General features: G+C 67.8%; 14 protein-coding genes. 7 read left to right on the top strand and 7 right to left on the bottom strand.

Features of this window, described 5'->3' with window-relative positions; genetic code table 11:
* The first annotated feature begins 45 nt into the window (after positions 1-45).
* Entirely contained in the window at positions 46-1,122 is a 1,077-nt protein-coding gene (locus tag A6E15_RS01190; protein ID WP_076143025.1) for a peptidase, read from the top strand.
* Here A6E15_RS01190 and A6E15_RS01185 read toward each other — a convergent pair.
* A complete protein-coding gene (locus A6E15_RS01185; protein WP_076143024.1) occupies positions 1,119-2,108 on the bottom strand; it encodes an NAD-dependent epimerase/dehydratase family protein in 990 nt (329 codons plus the stop codon). The two genes, A6E15_RS01190 and A6E15_RS01185, sit on opposite strands and share 4 nt — an antisense overlap.
* Before the next feature lie 654 nt (positions 2,109-2,762).
* Between A6E15_RS01185 and A6E15_RS01180 the strand changes: the two genes are divergently transcribed.
* From A6E15_RS01180 to A6E15_RS01160, 5 genes are all read left to right on the top strand, one after another.
* On the top strand, positions 2,763-3,767 hold the full coding sequence (locus A6E15_RS01180) for an RAD55 family ATPase (protein WP_076143023.1): 1,005 nt from the start codon (positions 2,763-2,765) through the stop codon (positions 3,765-3,767).
* 233 nt (positions 3,768-4,000) lie between these two features.
* The gene (locus A6E15_RS20700) at positions 4,001-5,146 is read left to right on the top strand and encodes a hypothetical protein (protein ID WP_076143022.1); all 1,146 of its coding nucleotides are present in this window, start codon (positions 4,001-4,003) and stop codon (positions 5,144-5,146) included.
* 96 nt (positions 5,147-5,242) lie between these two features.
* On the top strand, positions 5,243-5,683 hold the full coding sequence (locus A6E15_RS01170) for a GIY-YIG nuclease family protein (RefSeq protein ID WP_245800508.1): 441 nt from the start codon (positions 5,243-5,245) through the stop codon (positions 5,681-5,683).
* Between the two features lie 50 nt (positions 5,684-5,733).
* Positions 5,734-6,348: a peroxidase-related enzyme gene (locus tag A6E15_RS01165; protein ID WP_076143020.1), complete on the top strand. Its 615-nt coding sequence runs from the start codon at positions 5,734-5,736 to the stop codon at positions 6,346-6,348.
* A 48-nt stretch (positions 6,349-6,396) separates the two neighbouring features.
* On the top strand, positions 6,397-7,047 hold the full coding sequence (locus A6E15_RS01160; RefSeq protein WP_076143019.1) for a class I SAM-dependent methyltransferase: 651 nt from the start codon (positions 6,397-6,399) through the stop codon (positions 7,045-7,047).
* 61 nt (positions 7,048-7,108) lie between these two features.
* Here A6E15_RS01160 and gltB read toward each other — a convergent pair whose 3' ends face one another.
* Both gltB and proS read right to left on the bottom strand, forming a co-directional pair.
* Complete coding sequence (gene gltB / locus A6E15_RS01155) at positions 7,109-11,716, bottom strand: glutamate synthase large subunit (RefSeq protein WP_175607186.1); 4,608 nt, start codon at positions 11,714-11,716, stop codon at positions 7,109-7,111.
* 463 nt (positions 11,717-12,179) lie between these two features.
* On the bottom strand, positions 12,180-13,661 hold the full coding sequence (gene proS, locus A6E15_RS01150) for a proline--tRNA ligase (protein WP_076143017.1): 1,482 nt from the start codon (positions 13,659-13,661) through the stop codon (positions 12,180-12,182).
* A gap of 376 nt (positions 13,662-14,037) precedes the next feature.
* On the opposite strand from proS, the gene A6E15_RS01145 reads away from it, so the two are divergent.
* Positions 14,038-15,012 (top strand): quinone oxidoreductase family protein, encoded by a 975-nt coding sequence (locus tag A6E15_RS01145; RefSeq protein WP_076148128.1) that lies wholly within the window; start codon positions 14,038-14,040, stop codon positions 15,010-15,012.
* Positions 15,013-15,034: 22 nt separating this feature from the next.
* Here A6E15_RS01145 and A6E15_RS01140 read toward each other — a convergent pair whose 3' ends face one another.
* The 4 genes from A6E15_RS01140 to A6E15_RS01120 all read right to left on the bottom strand — a co-directional run bounded on the left by A6E15_RS01140 (position 15,035) and on the right by A6E15_RS01120 (position 18,534).
* Entirely contained in the window at positions 15,035-15,523 is a 489-nt protein-coding gene (locus A6E15_RS01140; RefSeq protein WP_076143016.1) for an 8-oxo-dGTP diphosphatase, read from the bottom strand.
* 321 nt (positions 15,524-15,844) lie between these two features.
* Complete coding sequence (speB, locus tag A6E15_RS01135; RefSeq protein ID WP_076143015.1) at positions 15,845-16,693, bottom strand: agmatinase; 849 nt, start codon at positions 16,691-16,693, stop codon at positions 15,845-15,847.
* Positions 16,693-17,067 carry a translation initiation factor IF-5A gene (locus tag A6E15_RS01130; protein WP_076143014.1) on the bottom strand — a complete coding sequence of 125 codons (375 nt, stop codon included), beginning with the start codon at positions 17,065-17,067 and terminating at the stop codon, positions 16,693-16,695. The genes speB and A6E15_RS01130 overlap by 1 nt, the downstream gene beginning before the upstream one ends.
* A gap of 378 nt (positions 17,068-17,445) precedes the next feature.
* Positions 17,446-18,534 (bottom strand): enolase-like domain-containing protein, encoded by a 1,089-nt coding sequence (locus A6E15_RS01120; RefSeq protein ID WP_076143012.1) that lies wholly within the window; start codon positions 18,532-18,534, stop codon positions 17,446-17,448.
* Positions 18,535-18,556 lie beyond the last annotated feature (22 nt).

Below are 18,556 nucleotides of genomic sequence, written 5' to 3'. Positions count from 1 at the left end.
GAGCGATCACCGATCTTATAATATTTCCAACTGCAACGGTCGCGTATGCTCGGCTTACTCGCGCTCTGGTTCGGACTGCTCGCCGTCGGCTACGGCAGCGGCCGACTCTATGGCCGGTACTCGCTCCGACGCGCCGACGAGGGCGACCGCTCTCGCGGGACGTATCGACTCCTCACCGTCGTCGGCCTCGTGGCCCTGCTCGCACTCGCGTTCGCCGGTCTCGTCGACGCGACCGAGCGCGCGATCGCGGCCGTCCATCCGGCGCTGGCGGGCGGGTTCGCCGCGCCGCTTTCCTGGCTCCCGACCGCGGGCGGAACGATCGCCGCCGTGTTAGTCGCGTACCGCGGCGTCTTCCCCTACGCACGACAGCGCCGCGACCTCGATATCAGCGCCGTGACGGCGGTCGGCCGGCTCGCAAAGTACCTCGCGACGATCGCGCTCTTCGTGGCGGCCGCGCTCGCGCCGTTCACGGCGCTGGTCGCCGCGTCCGACCCCAGCCCGCTGCTGATTCCCCTCCTGTTTGCCGCCCTCGCCGTCGGGTGCTACGCCTGGGTACAGTACAGCGTCCGGCTCTCGCAGACGATCGCCGCGCCGACGTCCGACCAGCGCCGACGGCTCGAGGCCGCGGTCGACCGGGCCGATCTGTCGGCGGCGATCGGTGGCGTGATGCCCGGCCGCGAAACCGATACCGCCGGCTGCTATCTCGACGGGCCGTTCTGGAATCGGCGAGCGTACGTCACCGACTACGCGCTCGACGCTCTCGATGACGAGGCGCTGACGGCACTGTGTGCGCGGGCAAAGATCGCAGACGAACGTCGGCTCCTCGAGCGACGGGCGCTGGTCGTAGCGGCCCTCTTCGGGCTGTTCCTGACGCTGACCGTCTGGGCGTCGCTGGCCGCCGGGCTCGTCGGCCTCGCGGTCGCCGGGCCGCTGCTCGCCCGAACGCTCCAGCGTACCGAGTTCGCCGCCGATCGGCGCGCCGCGCGGGCGGTCGGTACGGACGCCCTCGCGAGCGCGATCGAGGCCGGCACCGACCTGACCGACGACCGGAGTCGAGTCCACGAACGGCTCGCGCCACGGCCGTCGACGAGCCGGCGGCTCGAGCGGCTCCGCGACGCCTAAAGCGTCTCGAGGATCGCCAGCACGCGCTCCTCGTCCTCGCGGGCCGGCCCGTTGTCGTCGCCGTTTCGATCGCTCTCGAGGTGCTCGTCGACCGTGTGAGCCAGCGCCGCCTCGAGCGGCGTCGATTCCCAGCCCAGTCCGGCGAGTTTCGCCGTCGAGAGGACGTGCGGGTAGGACCGGTAGAGCGGGTAGTCCTCGAGGGCGAGTTCGCCGGCCGCGAGTTCGCGCGGTCCGGCGTGGACGATCTCGACCGCCGTCTCGAGGGCGTCCGCGAGTGATTCGACCAGTTCCTCGAGCGGGACGAGCCGGCGGTCGCCGACGTTGTAGGCCTCGCCGGGGTCGCCGCGTTCGGCGACGATCCGGAGGGCGGCGGCGACGTCCTCGACGTAGACGAGGTGACGGAGGTTCGTCCCGTCGCCGGGGACGACGACCCGGTCGAAGCGGTTCACGCGGTCGATCCACCAGTTCAGCCGCTCGGTGTAGTCGTGGGGGCCGTAGACGATCGGCGGCCGGACGACCATGGCGGGCACGCCGTCGTCGGCCGCCGCGAACGCCGCCCGGTCGCCCTCGGCCTTCCGGTTGCCGTAGGTCTCGACGGAGTCGTCGGTCGCCTGCTCCGGCGTGCAGTCGTGCAAGGGCGTCTCGCCCTCTCGCTTGGGGATCTCTTCGCGCCCGTAGGCCGCGCCGCTCGAGACGTAGACGTACGCCTCGCAGTCGTCGAAGATCCGGGTCGCGGCCCGGACGTCCTTCGGGTGGTAGGCCACGCAGTCGAAGACGGCGTCGGGGTCGACCGTCGTCGCGGCCGCCTCGAGGGCGGTGTCGTTCGTCCGGTCGCCCTCGACGTGGTCGACGCGGTCGTCGTCCGCGAAGGGGTTCTCGCGGGTGCCCCGCGTGAACAGGGTCACGTCGTAGTCGTGGTCGAGCAGTTCCGCGACGAGGTGGCGGCCGATAAAGCGCGTGCCGCCGATGACTAGGGCGTCGTCCATAGCGAATCGTCACCGCTGTCGGGGAAAACGGTGGCGGACGAGCGGTCGATATAGCGCGGTTCGGGGGCACCGAGACTGCGCGAGTCACGTGACGAATACGGACCCACACATCAGCCGACGCGACCGGAACGCGCGGTGGCGTGCGCTGTCGAGCGGCCGAACGGCAGTGAGGGCGATCGACGACGCTGCGCGAGGGATGAGTGAGTGACCTCCGGGAACGAACGAATCGGCTGGGGAGGGCGAGGCCCCTCCGTGTTGCCACGATAGCAGAACGCTCGTTGTCACGCAATCACGAACGATCCGTTGAGAGAAAGCGCCGAAGAAGTCGTCTGCTATCGTGGCTAATAGGGGTTACCACGTCCTCCCCAGCCGATTCGCTCACTCTCGTTCGAAAGACGCTCCGCGTCTTTCGTGATGACGAGAGAGCTTCGCTCTCTCGAACCATGTTCGCTCATCCCTCGCGCAGTGTCATCAACTGCTCTCGCCGTCGCTCGAGCAGTCGACAGCGCGCGCCACCGCAGGTCGACTGAGCGGGCCAGAGAGAGTCGCTGACCGAACTGGCTGTCTCGTCGAACGAGCGCCGTCCCGAGACGATCGGCTCGGTCGCCTGCAGGGGCGGGTTCTTTGCCGGCGTCGGTGGTAGGGCGGGTCGATATGTCCGATCAGCTCTGGACGGATCGCGCCCGGGAGTACCCCCTCGAGTGCGATCACTGCCACTATCCGATCCCCGGCGAGCCCGAGGCGGGCGAGGACGGCCGCTACTGTTCGGCGGCCTGCCGCGAGGCCGCCGCCGACGGTTCGACGATGCCCGACCCCGACGCCTACAAGCGAGTCGTGACCGGGGTCGAGCCGCTGGACTCGCTGGTCCCGAACGGGATTCCGGCCGACTCGTTGGTACTCCTGTCGGGCGACGAGGGCACCCGCCGGGCCGAACTCGAGACCGAACTCGTCTGGCGGGCCTTAGAGCGCGGCGAGCCCGCGGTCGTCTGTTCGGTCGCGAACCCGCCGACGGCGGCGCTCGAGCGCTTCTACGAGAACGGCTGGAACGTCCTGCCGGCGCTGGAGACCGACCGCCTGCGGATCGTCGACTGTTTCACCCGTCGGCTCGACGACCGCGACGAGTTTCGCGCCGGGCGAACCGAGTGGGCGACCTTTCTCGGCGAGGCCGCCGCCGACGCGGTCGTCGAGGTGGCCGATCCGAGCGACCGCCGCGAGGTAGCGAACGGGATCCACCGGGCGATCGACGACCTCGAGATGTCCGAGACGGGACTGGTGACGATCGACTCGCTGGACGAACTCGAGTCGCTGGCGGGTGGCGGGCTCGTCCACGATTTTCTCAAAGACGTCCGATCGACGGTCTGTACGGCCCGTTTCGTCCCGATCGTCGCCGCGGCGACGACGGCGGGACAGGCGGAGCATCCGGAACCCGAGCGCGTCTTCGACGGGATCGTCGACCTGCGGCTGACCGACGGGAACGCGGCGGGGACCCGGCTCAAACGGCTCGCGGTCCGAAAGCTAACCGGGGCGGCGGTTCTCCCCCAGTGGGTGACCTACGACCACGAGCCCGCCCGCGGGCTGTTCGCGTTCGGTCCGAACACGGACGCGCGACAGGTCTACGACCGCGGGAACGGCCCCGTCGCGTCGACCCAGCGCCGGTAGCGGCCGGGTATGGGGTGCAGTATCGACGACGGGGCGGCGCTCGAGCCACCGCGCGGTCGCCGTTCCCGACCGGGCGTGGTCCCGCCCGGCCCCGCTTTGGCTGCACGCAAAGGCGCGCTCAGGCTTTATCCGGACGTTGAGTATAGGATCGGCCGCAGTCACACACCGACCAGCGACGGGCGCGTCGCTCGAAGCGACAGTGAGAGACGACGCTACCGACCGACAGCCACATCATGACCGATCGAAACCGGGACCGAGACCGGCGGCGTACCGAGCGATCGACCGAGCGCGGACGCGGCACGCGGGACCGAGGCGGCGACCGGGACCGCGAGGGCGCCGATCGCGGCTGGCTCCACGGCCTCTTCAGCCGCGGCGGGAGCGACGATCGGGAGGCGCAGGGGCCCGACCGCGGGCGGGAACAGCGCCGGGCCGAAGGCCGTCAGCCCGACCGCCAGCAGAGCCAGGAGTCGGGCCCGCATCGCGAGCGCAGCCAGAGCGCCGGCCAGCAGGGCCGACAGTCCGGCCGGCGACGGGGTGGAACCGGCCAGGGGAGCGGTCACGGGCAACGCAGTGGCTTCGAAACGAACGCGATGCAGGAAGCGGCCCTCGAGTACGGCGGCGAGGCCCGACACGAGAGCCACCGCGGCGGCCAACGCGGGCAGGACCAACGGCGGGGCGGGACGCGTGGACGACACGAACAGGGTCAGCAGCGTCGACAGCCCGGCGAGCAGGATCGACACGAGCAGGGCGGCCAGCGCGGCCCCGTGGAACGGGGCCACCGGACGGAGGATCGGACCCAACAGCGTCGGGGGGAGACGCGACGCGAGGACGACCGGCAGGGAGCCCAACAGCGCTGGCACGAGGACCGCGAGACCCGGACCGGTGCGACGTCCGACCGAGGCGGGCAGAACCGACAGCATCGCGGGCAGCAAAGCGGCATCCGGGGCGAGGACCAGGGGAGCCAGTCCCGGTGGACCGGCGAGCAACACGGCAGTCAGTACCAGCGGGGTCAGCCCGAGCCCCGTCGCCACCAGCGAAGCGCGGGCTACGAGCGCGGACGGCAGCGGGATCGCGGCTCGCAGGAGACGGACCGCTCGCAACGGGACTACGGCGACGCCCAGCAGTTCGACCGCGGCGGGGAACGCGATACCTCCGGCGGCCGCATGAACCGCGAGCAGCAATCCGGCGGCGGCCTCGAGTACCGCCAGCGGGGACGCCGCGCCGAGTCGGGTGACTGGACCGACTCTCGCGAGTCTCGGGGCTCGAGCGACGCGGAGGCCCAGCGACGGGACGACGACACGAGCAACCGCCGGCACGTCAACGAGGGCGATCCGACCGCCGACGAGGACCACGGCCGAACCGAGGATCGGTCGCGCTGAGACGCGACTCGCCACGCGGAATCCCGCGGGCCGACATCACCCCCGTTTTTGCCGCTCCCGTCCCGAGGGGCTGCCACGGACGGGACGTACGTTCTCGTGATCGAGGCGACGCGAGCCGCGACCATCGAGGTCGGTGCGCTGGGCGACCTGGCGTTCGAAGCGGGGGCGTACGCCTACGTCGGCTCGGCGTTCGGCCCCGGCGGCTTCAGCCGGGTCGATCGCCGTCGGAGCAAAGCACCGACGAGGTCTCACTCGCTTCGCTCGCGAGACCGCCACCGCGAACTGGCCGCCGGCGACCGGGAGACGCGCCACTGGCACGTCGATTATCTGCTCGGTCATCCAGCGACCCGGCTCGAGACCGCGATCACGTTCCCCGACGCCGATCGGGAGTGTGAACTGGCGACCGCGTTGCCGGGCGAGCCGGTCGAGGGGGTCGGCGCGTCGGACTGTGACTGTCCGGCGCATCTCCTCGCGGCCACTGACACGACAGCGATTCGAACCGCCGCGGTCGACGCGGGCGGCGTCGTCGACGAGTAGCGCGTGCAATCGCCGATGCGTTCTTGAGGCTAGATTGTGAACCGGTAGCTATGGCCAATTCAGACGCCGACTCGACGTCCCAACCGACGCCGGAACTCGACGACGACGCGATGTCCCGCTTTCCCGTTCCGGAGTTCGAAGAACTGCCGTCGGATCTCCAGGAACGAATCGAAGAAGAAACCGAACGGTCCGGGTTCACGCCGAACGTATTCTCGGCGTTTGCGTACAAACCCTCGCACTTCCGGGCGTTTTTCCAGTATCACGACGCGCTCGTCGAGGACTCCGCCTTAGAGCGCGAGGAGGTCGAGATGATCGTCGTCGCCGTCTCCGGCGTCAACCACTGCTACTACTGCAACGTCGCCCACGGCGCGCTCGTCCGAATCTACGCCGACGATCCGACGCTGGCCGACCAGCTGATCGCGAACTACCGGAGCGCCGACATCAGCGACGCCCACCGGACGATGCTCGACGTGGCCGTCAAACTCACCGAACGGCCGGACGCGATCGAGCCCGCCGACCTCGAGGCGCTGCGCGAGGCCGGCTTCAGCGAGGAGGCGATCTGGGACATCGCGGCCGTCACGGCCTACTACAACATGAGCAATCGCATGGCGACCTTCGCCGAGATGCGGCCCAACGACGAGTTCCACACGCTCGGGCGGGAGTGAACCGCACGGCAACCAAAGGCACTTATCGCGTCCACGAGACGGACGGCTATGGTCGACAGGGAAGCCGTCCGCCGTGCGTACGACGAAATCACGTCGACGTACGCGAACGAGCGAGTCGCGACGCACGACGAGGCCGAGTCGGCAGCGCTCGCGGCGCTGTTCGATTCGGTGCCGGACGGGTGTCGCCTCCTCGACGCCGGCTGCGGGCACGGAATCCCGGCGCTCGAGTACGCCCTCGACCCGTCGAACGGGGTCGCTCCGGACCTGGCCGTCGGCCTCGACCTCTCGCGGGGGCAACTCGAGACGGCGACGCGGCTCGTTCCCGACGCGACGCTGTGTCAGGGTGAGATGACGCGGCTCCCGTTCGCCGCGGCCACGTTCGATGCCGTCACCGCACTGTACTCGCTGATTCACGTCCCGATCGACGACCACTCGACGGCGATCGAGGCGTTCGCCCGCGTCCTTCGACCGGGCGGGCAGCTCCTCCTCACCGAAGGGTGGACCGAGTGGGCCGGGTCGAACCCGGACTGGCTCGAGACCGGCACCGAGATGCAGTGGCACATGGCCGGGGCGGAAGCGACGCGTGAGCAGCTCGAATCGGCCGGGTTCGAACTGGTCGCGACGGGAGAGTTCAGGGACGCGTTGGCCGACGAGGAAGAGGCCCGGTTCCCGTATTTCCACGCGCGGCTGACGGAGTGATCGAGCGCCGGCGACGGGACGTGTCGGCCAGTGCGAACCGAAGAGAAACGCGCCGGCGGAATCAGTCGTCGCTCGCGGCGAAGTTGGCCGATTCGGCTTCGGCCGCGGCCTCGGGTTCGCCGGGCAGTTCGTTGCGGACGTCGTCGCTGCCCTGCTCGGTGATCGCCTCGTAGTAGGCCTCGGGCATGACCTTCACGAAGGCCTCGAGCGCGCGCTCCCAGTTTGCGAGCAGGAGTTCGCCCCGCTCGGAGCCGGTGTAGGCGACGTGGTTCTCGACGAGGCGGCGCAGCATCCGCTCGTCTTTCTCCTCGAGGTCGTCGTGGAGCGAGACCATGCCGGTGTTGGCCTTGGCCGCGAACTCCTCGTCGGGGTCGTAGACGTAGGCGACGCCGCCGGACATCCCGGCCGCGAAGTTGGTGCCCGTCTCGCCCAGCACGGCGACGACGCCGCCGGTCATGTACTCACAGCCGTGGTCGCCGACGCCCTCGACGACGGCCTTGGCACCGGAGTTGCGCACCGCGAAGCGCTCGCCGGCGACGCCGTTGACGTACAGCTGGCCGTCGGTCGCGCCGTAGAGCGCGACGTTGCCGATCGAGACGTTCTCGGTCGGGTCGTAGGCGGCGGACTCGGGCGTCCGGATCGTGAGCTTGCCGCCGGAGAGGCCCTTGCCGACGTAGTCGTTGGCGCTGCCATCGAGGTGTATCGAGACGCCGCTGGCCAGGAACGCGCCGAAGCTCTGGCCGGCGGTCCCCTCCACGTCGACGGTGATGGTGTCCTCGGGGAGGCCGGGCTCGCCGTAGCGGTCCGTGATTCGGTTGGAGAGCATCGCGCCGACGGTGCGGTCGACGTTCGTGACCTCGGTCTCGAGGGCAACCGGCTCTTGGTCTTCGATGGCGTCTGCCGCGGCTTCGATGAGGTCGCGATCGAGCTGGTCCTCGAGTTCGTGGTCCTGCTCGCGGATCTTGCGTCGGACCTCGCTGCCGGGGTCGGCCAGCACTTCCGAGAGGTCGACGTTGCGGGCCTTCGGGTGGTCGACGTCGTCGCGCTGCGCCAGGGCGTCGACCTGGCCGATCATCTCGTCTATGGTCTCGTAGCCGAGTTCGGCCATGATCTCGCGCAGTTCCTGCGCGATGAAAGTCATGTAGTTGATGACGTGTTCGGGCTCGCCGGGGAACCGCTTGCGCAGGTCCTCGCGCTGGGTGGCGACGCCGACCGGGCAGGTGTTCTTGTGACACTGCCGGGCCATGACGCAGCCGCCGGTGACCAGCGAGGCGGTCCCGAAGATGTACTCCTCGGCACCCAGCAGGGCGGCGACGGCGACGTCGCGCCCGGTCTTCATCCCGCCGTCGGCGGAGACGCGGATGCGGTCGCGGAGGCCGGTCCGACAGAGCATCTGGTTGGCTTCCGCGAGACCGAGTTCCCACGGGAGGCCGGCGCTCTTGATCGACGTCTTGGGCGAGGCACCGGTCCCGCCGTCGTGGCCGGAAATGTGGACCACGTCGGCGTTGGCCTTCGCGACGCCGGCGGCGACGGTGCCGATCCCCGCTTCGGAGACGAGCTTGACGTTGATATCGGCGTCCTCGTTGGCCGCCTTCAGGTCGAAGATCAGCTGCTTCAAGTCCTCGATCGAGTAGATGTCGTGCAGCGGCGGCGGCGAGATCAGCCCGACGCCGGGCGTGGACTTGCGGACGTGGGCGATCATCTCGTTGACTTTCGAGCCGGGGAGGTGGCCGCCTTCGCCGGGCTTGGAACCCTGGGCCATCTTGATCTGCAGTTCGTCGGCGTTCGAGAGGTACGTCGAGGTGACGCCGAACCGGCCGGAAGCGACCTGCTTGACGTTACACTCGCGTTCGGTGTTGAACCGCTCCGGCGGTTCGCCCCCCTCGCCCGAGTTGCTCTTGGCGCCGAGCCGGTTCATCGCGATCGAGTTGTTCTCGTGGGCCTCCGGCGAGAGCGAACCCAGCGACATCGCGGCGGTCGAGAACCGCTGGACGATGTCCGTGATCGGCTCGACGTCCTCGATCGGGATCGGATCGCGATCGGAGTCGAACTCGAGCAGGCCACGCAAGGTCTGGAGGTTCTGTTGCTGGTCGTTGATCTGTTCAGCGAACTCCTGGTAGCGCTCGTAGTCGTTCGAGCGGACGGCCTGCTGGAGCGCGCCGACGGTGTCGGGGTTCCACTGGTGGTGGATGCCGCCCGAGCGGTGTTCGAACTCGCCGTGGCGGTCGAGGTCCGGTTCCTCGCCGTCGCCGAAAGCGGTCGCGTGGCGCTCGCGGAGGTCCTCCTCGATCTCGGCGAGGCCGATCCCCTCGGTGCGGTTCTCGGTGCCCTCGAAGTACTCGGCCACGAGGTCCGAATCGAGGCCGACGGCCTCGAAGATCTGGGCGCCCTGATAGCTCTCGACGGTCGAGATTCCCATCTTGGCCATGATCTTCAGGAGGCCGTCCTCGACGGCGTTGATATAGGCGTCGATGGCGACCTCGGTGTCGGCGCCGTCGGGGCCGGCGGTGATGTCCTCGATGGTCTGGTAGGCCAGGTACGGGTTGACCGCGCCGGCGCCGTACCCCACGAGAGTCGCGAAGTGGTGGACGGTCCGCGGGTCGGCCGACTCGACGACGAGGCCCACGTGGTTTCGCAGGCCGTTGCGCACGAGGTGGTGGTGGACGCCGCCGGTCGCCAGCAGGCTCGGGATCGCGACCCGGTCCTCGTCGACGTTCCGGTCCGAGAGGACGATGACGTCGTGGCCGCCGTCCTCGATCGCGTCGACGACGTCCTCGCGGACGCGCTCGATCGCGGCCTCGAGGTCCGCGCCGGGGTCGTCGCTCTCGGGCTCGTAGGTGATGTCGATCGTCGCGGTCGTGATCCCGTTGGCCGAACAGTCGCGGACCGACTCGAGTTCGGCGTCGGTCAGGATCGGCGAGTCCAGCACGAGCTGGCGGGCGTGTTCGGGCGACTCGTCTAACAGGTTGCGCTGGAAGCCCAGCCGCGACTCCATCGAGGTGACCAGTTCCTCGCGGATGTAGTCAAGCGGCGGGTTCGTGACCTGTGCGAACAGCTGTTTGAAGTAGGAAAACAGCGGTCGGTTGAACTCGGTCAGCACCGACAGCGGCGTGTCGTCGCCCATCGAGCCGACGGGGTCTTTCCCCTTCTGGGTCATCGGCTCGATCAGGTTCTCGAGTTCGTCGTGCGTGTAGCCGAACGCGGCCTGTTGGTCGCGCAGCGCCGGAATCTCCGTCTGCGGCGAGCGGTCGTTCGTGGCCCGGATGTCGTCCAGATGGACCTGCTCCTGTGCGATCCACTCGCCGTAGCGGTCGTCGGTGAGGTCGTCGAAGACTTCCTCGTCGGGGATGACCCGGCCCTCCTCGGGGTCGGCGAGGAAGAGCTGGCCGGGCTTGAGGCGGCCACGTTCTTCGATCTCCGCTGGCTCGGTCTCGAGCGCGCCGGCCTCGCTGGCCATGATGAGCCGGTTGTCGGTCGTGACGTCGTACCGGCACGGGCGCAGTCCGTTACGGTCCAGCACCGCGCCGACGCGTTCGCCGTCGGTCGCCGCCACGAGCGCGGGGCCGTCCCACGGCTCGACCAGCGACGCGTGGAAGTCGTACCAGTCCTTCCGGTCGGCGTCCATCGCGTCGTCGCCGTCGCAAACTTCGTCAGAAGTTTGCTGCCCGTGGCGCTTCGCGCCACGACCGCGCCAGGCCTCGGGGACGAGCATCCGCAGGGCGTGTGCGAGGTCCCGGCCGCCCTGCATCAGCAACTCGAGGGCGTTGTCGACGCTCGCCGTGTCCGATTGGTCGGGGTCGTCGATGATCGGCTTGACGGCCTCGAGGTCCTCCAGAACGTCGCTCTCGATGTCGGTCTCGCGGGCCCGCATCCAGTTGATGTTGCCCTGAATGGTGTTGAACTCGCCGTTGTGGATGATGTTGCGGTACGGATGGGCGAGGTGCCACGCGCCGAGCGTGTTCGTCGAGAACCGCTCGTGGACCATTACGAACGTCGATTCCATGCGCTCATCGGTGAGATCGGGGTAGTACGCGGGGACCTGAACGCCCTTCAGCAGTCCCTTGTAGACGACGGTCTTGGAGTCGAGAGAGACGACGTAGAACCGATCTTTGTTCTCGACGTCGGCGTCCTCGACGGCGTTTTCCAGCGCGCGTCGAGCCACGTACAGTCGGCGGTCGAAGTCGTCGCCGGAGATATCGTCCTCGGGCGCGACGACGACCTGATGGACGTCGGGTTCCGAGTCGACGGCGGTCTGTCCGAGGCCGTCGTTGTTCGTCGGCACGTCGCGCCACTCGAGGACCTCGAGATCGTAGGTGTCGAAGGTGTCGGCGGTGAGATCGCGGAGTTGCTCGCGTGCCCGATCGTCCTGTGGCAGAAAGAGCGAGCCGACGGCGTAGGTTTCGGGGAGATCGGTCTCGAGAACGCTCTCGAAGAACGGATCCGGCGTCTGAAGCATGATACCGGCTCCGTCGCCGGTGTCTTTCTCCGCGCCGGTCGTCCCGCGGTGTTCGAGGTTTTCGAGCAGTTCGAGTCCGTCGGCGACGATGTCGTGGCCCCCATCCCCGTCGAGATCCATAACGACACCGACACCGCAGTTCGACCGCGCGTCCGCGGGGTCGGCGAGCCCCTGCGAACGCTCGGTGGATGACTCCATATGTGGCTGTGACATACACACCCGTAGCGGGAAGGGATATAAGAGGCTAATCCATTATGGCTAAGTGTATTATAAACACATATAGATCAGTATAAGGTGTATGTAAACACCTTAGTTTCGGCTATCGAGGCCGGCTATCGGACGGGAAAACTCGCAGTCGTCGGAGCGCCGGTCGAAATCCCGACCCGGAAACGCGAGTTCCCGGTGACGGGACGAAATGTCAGAGGCACGTAGTGCTCACCCACCAGAGTGAACACCACATCCCTTGGAACAGCATCCACCCGTAAGCAATCTTGGGCTAAAGAATTAGGTGTGCGTGAAACAATCACCCGCGTAAACAGTTCGTCGGAGCGCACGTCGCAGGCACCGGCGTCTCGAAGGAGAGCCGATCTCCGGTTCCGAATTCTGCCACCAGCTCGTGACTCGAGCGGGCGTCGAGTCGGTACGGCAGGGAAAACGGAGACCGGACGGGCTCGGTTCAGTACGACTTCGCGAAGTACGCGATTTCGTCGGCGGGATCGCCACAGACGCCACACTCGTCGCGGTCGGGTTCGGGTACCTCACCGCCCGACGAGCCTCCCTCGTCCTCGAGGGGTTGCATGACGATTTCGGCGGCGATCTTCTCCTTGATTACCTCCTCGCAGGCCTCGTCGCCGCACCACGGCGTCTTCACGTAGCCGCCGTGTTTACCGATCGTCCCGAGGATCTCCTCGGGGCTGTGGGCCTCGCGGACGTTGTCCTCGAGGGTCTCCTCGGCGGCCTCGTACAGTTTGTCGTATATTTCCTCGAGGTGTTCGTCGACGGCGTCGACGATCCCGTCGCGGTCCTCGACGGTCTCCTCGTTGTCCGGACGGTGGACCAGCGTGGCCTCCCCGTCTTCGACCTCGTAGGGACCGATCTCCAGCCGGAGGGGGACGCCGTTGAGTTCGTGTTCGTTGAACTTGAAGCCGGGATTGCGCTCGTCGCGGTCGTCGAGTTCGACGCGGAAGCCGGCGTCCTCGAGGTCGTCGGCGATTCCCTCGGCGTACTCGAGGACTTCCTCTTTGGTGTCTTCCTGCCAGATGGGGACGATGACGACTTGCGTGGGCGCGACCGTCGGCGGGAGGACGAGCCCCTGATCGTCGGAGTGAGTCATGATGAGCGCCCCGAGCGCGCGCCAAGAGAGGCCCCACGAGGTGGTGTAGGCCGTCTGTTCCTCCTCGTCCTCGTCGACGAAGGTGATGTCGAAGGCCTCGGCGAAGCTCTGGCCGAGGTTGTGGCTGGTCGCGCCCTGGACGGACTTGCCGTCGGGCATCAACGCCTCGACGGTCGTCGTGGTGTCCGCGCCGGGGAACTTGTCGTGTTCGGGCTTTTTCCCCCGGAGGACCGGAATCGCGAGGACGTCCTCGTAGACGCGCTCGTACTGGCCCAGTCGGGTCCAGACCTCCTCCCACGCGCCCTCGTTGCTGGCGTGGGCGGTGTGGCCCTCCTGCCACATGAACTCCTTCGTCCGGAAGAACGGCTTCGTCTCCGTCGCCTCCCAGCGGACGACCGAACACCACTGGTTGAGCCGCATCGGCAGGTCACGGTGGCTGCGCGTCCAGTCGGCCATAAACGGCGCGATGATCGATTCGCTCGTCGGACGCACCGCGAGGCGTTCCTCGAGTTCGTCGTGCCCGCCCTGGGTCACCCACGCGACTTCCGGGTCGAACCCTTCGACGATGTCCTTTTCCCGCTCCAGGAAGCTCTCGGGGATGAACATCGGGAAGTAGACGTTGTCGACGCCGGTCTCTTTGAACCAGCCGTCGAGCGAGTCCTGAATGGCCTCCCAGAGGGCGTAGCCGCGGGGCTTGGTGACGATGAACCCGCCCATCGGCGCGTAGTCCGCCAGGTCGGCCTTCTGGACGACCTCGGCGTACCACTCGCCGGGCTTGTGTGATTTCGACTCGGTGATGCCGAGTTCTTGACTCTCCGAACTCATTAGTACGACATGCAGTCAGCGCGGGCTTAAACCATGCGAAGGGCAACGCTCGCTCGAGTCCGCTTCGGATCCGCGTACCGGAGGTGTTTTGTACCGATAGCCACTCGAAGGGAGTAGGCGGCACGGTCGGCCGGCCCCTTTCAGCCGCCGCGGTTTCCGTGGCGGTTCCGCTGTCCGACCTACACCGTCTCTCTAACACTCTCGAGCGCCAGCTATCGTACTTGCACCCACCACCGAACCGGTACCGGTGGGACCGCGGGCGACTCGAGCCGTCACGTCCGCGGACGGCAATCGGTGCGAAAAACTCGGAAACCCTCGCTTCGTTTCATCCGGTTCTCACAGGTTTATGGACGCGACCGTCTTATACGGGATCGACATGAAGGCAATCGAAGTCGAGTCCTACGGCGACAGCGACGAACTATCGGTCGTCGACGTCCCGACGCCCGAGCCCGAGGCGGGGGAGGTCCGAATCGAGATCGAGGCCGCGGGAATCAACTTCGCGGACATCATGCAGCGACGGGGCCACTACCCGAGCGGACCCGAAGCCCCCTACGTCCCCGGCATGGAGGCCGCGGGAACGGTCGACGCGGTCGGGGAGGGCGTCGACGATCTCTCGGTCGGCGACCGCGTCGTCGGCATGCTCGATACCGGCGGCTACGCCGAGTACGTCACCGCCCCCGCGGACCTGCTCTTTCCGATCCCCGAGGCGATGAGCTTCGACGAGGCCGCCGGCTTCCCCGTCCAGTTTCTCACCGCTCACGCCTGCCTGTTCGAGTGGGGCGGGCTCGAGGCAGACGAGTCCGTCCTCATTCAGGCCGCCGCGGGCGGGGTCGGCACGGCTGCCGTCCAGCTGGCGTCGAACCACGGCGCGGAAGTCTTCGGCACCGCGAGCACGCAGGAGAAACTCGACCTCGCGGCCGAGTTGGGCTGTGACCACCCGATCAACTACACGGAGACGGACTTCCGCGAGATCGTCGAGGCCGAGACCGACGGCGAGGGCGTCGACCTCGTCTTGGAGAGCGTCGGCGACGACGTCTTCGACCGCAGCCTCGACGCAATGGCCCACTTCGGACGCATGGTCACCTACGGGGTCGCAAGCGGCGTGCCCGCGGAGGTAAGCAACCAGCGGCTGCTCTTCGAGAACAAGACCGTCAAGGGATTCCACCTCGGGCAGGCCGCCATGCACGACCCGGACAGAGTCATGCAAGCCGTCCCCGAACTCACCGAAGGGCTGGCCAGCGGTGACCTCGAGATCATCCTGGGCGAGTCCTTCGCGCTCGAGGACGCCGCCGAGGCCCACCAGTACATCGAGGACCGGAAGAGTTCCGGGAAGATCGTGCTGAAGCCCTAGCGGCGTCGGTATCGACCGCGGGTCAGAACGATACGTCCCACTCGAGGTCGTGATCGACGAAATCGGCCTCGTCCAGGGGCTCGCCGCCCTCGAACCGGAACTCGCCGGCGACCGTCTCCCCCTCGAGGACGCCGGGCAGCCAGAGGTGATCGTCGTCCCACATCCGGTCGTAGGGAACGTCGTCGACGGGGACCCACTCGGGATAGGCCTCCTCGGAGGCGGTCGGCTCGCCGGCGAACGACCGGGTGCGGTAGACGTGACAGCGCGTGTGGCCCTCGCCGTCGAGCAGGAAGGTGAGTTCGCCGGCCTTCTCGAGGGTCGTCACCTCGAGGCCGACTTCCTCTCGCGTCTCGCGGACGGCACACTCCCGCGGGGTCTCCCCGGCCTCGAGTTTCCCGCCGGGGCCGTTGTACCAGCCCTCGCCCAGTCCGCGGCGTTTCTCGATGAGGAGGACTTCGTCGGCGTCGCCACCGTCGTTCCGGAGTGGGAAACACAGCGTCGCCTCGATCATACGCGGGGATTCGCTCGGAGCGTGAAAAGGGTGTACGCTCGCTTCGAAGGTGTCTCGAGTCGTTCGTGAAAACGGGACGCCCGAGAGATCCTTCTGCTATCGTGGCACCACGGAGGTACCACACCCTCCCCAGCCGATTCGCTCGTTCGCTCCGCTCACTCGCTCATCCCTCGCGCGGCTTCGAACGACAGTTCGCCGTCGGCTCACGGTTCCTGCGGTCACCGTTCGCAGTACCGAGGCCCTCCCGCCGGTCGGGCCTCGCGGCTCACTGTCGCTCAGCACGCGCCACTGCAGTACACCGGCGGAGAACGAGTCGACGGCTCACCCGTCGGCGTGCGAGAAGACGAACTCCCGGACCAGTTTCGCGGCCAGCGCGGCCGCCTGGCCGTCGTCGCGGTCGTTGACCTCGACCACGTCGAAGCCGCCGGCCTGCGGTGCCACTTCGCGCACCACGTCGCGGAGTTCGCGGGGCTCGAGCCCGAACGGTTCCGTCGTCCCGGTTCCCGGCGCGTAGCCGGGGTCGGCGGCGTCGATGTCCACGCTGAGGTAGACTTCCCGGTCGGCGAACCGGTCACCGGGAGTCCACTCGCCCACGTCCTCGGGGGGAACGACGGTCACGTCGTCGGCAGCGGCTCGGTCCCACTCGCCCTCGCTACCCGTGCGCACGCCGAGCAGGATGACCTCCTCGACCGAGTCGACGTCCTCGAGGATCCGCCGGGTGACGGCGGCGTGTGAGAGCGGGTTGCCGTCGTAGGCGTCGTACAGGTCGAGGTGGGCGTCGCAACAGACGAACACCTCGGGTTCGACTGCGCGTGCGCCCGCGAGCGAGACGGTGTGTTCCCCGCCCAGCGTCAGCGGGACGGCGTCGTCCCAGACGGCCTCGCGGAGCGTGCTCGTGAGATACTCGAGGTAGGCTTCGACGTCGTTCCACGCGCGGACGTCGCCGCGGTCGACGACGCCCAGCTCGGAGAAGTGCTGGCCCGTCCGGTGGTCGTAGTCGTCGAACGGTTCGGCAAAAGAACGGATCCGTCGGGGACCGAACCTGGTCCCCGGCTGAAAGGTCGTCGTGGCGTCCAGGGGCGCACCGACGACCACGAAGTTCGCGACTCCACGGTCGGCAGCGTCCGCCGCGTCGGTTCCCTCGCCGTCGTCGGTCGCCCCGGGAAACATTAGACGATCTTTCGCTGGTCTTCCATCTCGAGGTATTCGATGTTCTCGTCGGGGGAGACGTCTTTGTCCTCGGGGACCCGCATCGTGATCGTCTCGTACGTTTCGAGGTCCATGACCTGCATGTCCGAGCCGTCGACGGAGACGACCTGGCCCTGTTTGCGCTCGATGATCGGGACCCAGATCTTGGCGTCGACGGGCTGGGAGAGCGAGCGTTTCTTGCCGTCGAAGACGCCCTCGGCCTCGACGCGGGCCTTGGCGCTGCCGTGTTTGCCCGGCTTGGCCGTCGAGTAGGCGTTGATCTTACACGCCGTATCGTCGATCATTACGTAGCTGCCTTCCTGGAGATCGCGAACTTCGGTCTGCTGTTTCGCCATGTCCCGGCGTAATCAATCGACGTGCATAAACCGTTTGGAATGGCCGCTGGCGCGCGTTCGATGTGCTAACAGGGCCGGTCGGGCCGTTCGCGAGCAGTAGTTCACCATGGCGATCGCTCGGGAGTCGACGATCGATCTCGAGGCGGCACCGGCGTGCGCTATCGCGTCCCGGGGGAGTTCGTCGGCTGCCGGAACCGCATCTATTTTTGAGGAGGGTCAGAAACTGAACGAGTGTCCGGGTAAAAAACTCACATCCAGGCTGGACCGCACGCTCACATCCATCCAGTCCAACCCGGACATCTTCGATTGCAGTCACACGAGTAAAGTGTTGCTGGCCGACCAGTGAGGGGCTCGTACGTCGATCGCCCCAGCGACCGCTCAGCCGTCAAATAACGGGCCGAAGCCGACGGCATCGGTCGCGGGCTCGAGCGGGCTTGCCGGCAGTCCGTCCGCCACTCCGGGATCGTTGTACGCCCGCGGCGCGACGTCGTTGGGGCCGTCGGGATAGCCGATCGCGGCCAGCGTCTGGAGTTGGGCGCGGCCGATCCCGAGTTCGAACTGGCCGCCGCCGTAGCACCGGATGTCACGATCGTCGCAGTAGCGCAGCGTCTCGCACAGCGACTCGAGCGAGCCAAAGCGCGAGGGTTTGACGTTGAGCCAGTCGGGCACCCACGGCAGGGCTTCGATATCGTCGACGCCGTGGATCGGCGCGTCCCACGAGACCCGCGCTCGGACCGCGGGATCGTCGAAAAGCGGCCGCGTCCCGTCGGTCAGGTTGGGGTCCTCGATGATCGCTTCGGGGAACGACTCGAGGACGCGTTCGTACAGGTCGGAATCGGCCGGCACGTCGACGTCGGTCCCCTCGTAGTGGCCCTTCAGATCCAGAATGCGGACGGCGTCGGTGCCGACCGCCTCGTCGATCGCGTCGACGAGGGCCGCGTCCCACTCGGGCGTCGGATCGAGCTTGAACTCGAGACCCGGAACCAGCTCGCGCAGTTCCGCGAGCCGGTCGGCCGTCGGCGGGTCGCCCAGCCGGGTGCTGGCGACGAACCGGACGGGATCGGCGGTCCGGTCGAGGACGCTCCCGAGGTCGGTTTCGGCCTGTCGGAGCGCCAGGTCAAGCGCGGCGCTCTCGAGGCCCCAGCGCCGGTAGTTCCGGAAGACTTCGCGATCCGGCGCGCCGCCGGGGAACAGGTCGAGCTCGTCGAGCCGGTCGGCAAAGGAGTCGAGCGTGTACGCCCCAGTGAGATCGGGCAGTCCGGTCTCGACCAGCCGGTCGTGATCGGCGGTCTCGTAGGTGACGTCCTCGCCGCGTCCCGTGACGGTCCCGTTGCCGTCCGGCGCGGGCCCGGACAGCGAGACGATCGTCGTGACGCGGGTGAAATCGCTGGTCGTCTCGCGCTCGAGGCGGGCCGTCGAGACGCCGTCGATCGACACCGAGAGGTCGGCGATCCGATCGTATTCCATACCGGTCCTACGGGGGCGGGAC

The organism is Natrinema saccharevitans, assembly GCF_001953745.1.
GTDB lineage: Archaea > Halobacteriota > Halobacteria > Halobacteriales > Natrialbaceae > Natrinema > Natrinema saccharevitans.
This window is presented reverse-complemented; position numbering and strand designations above follow the sequence as displayed.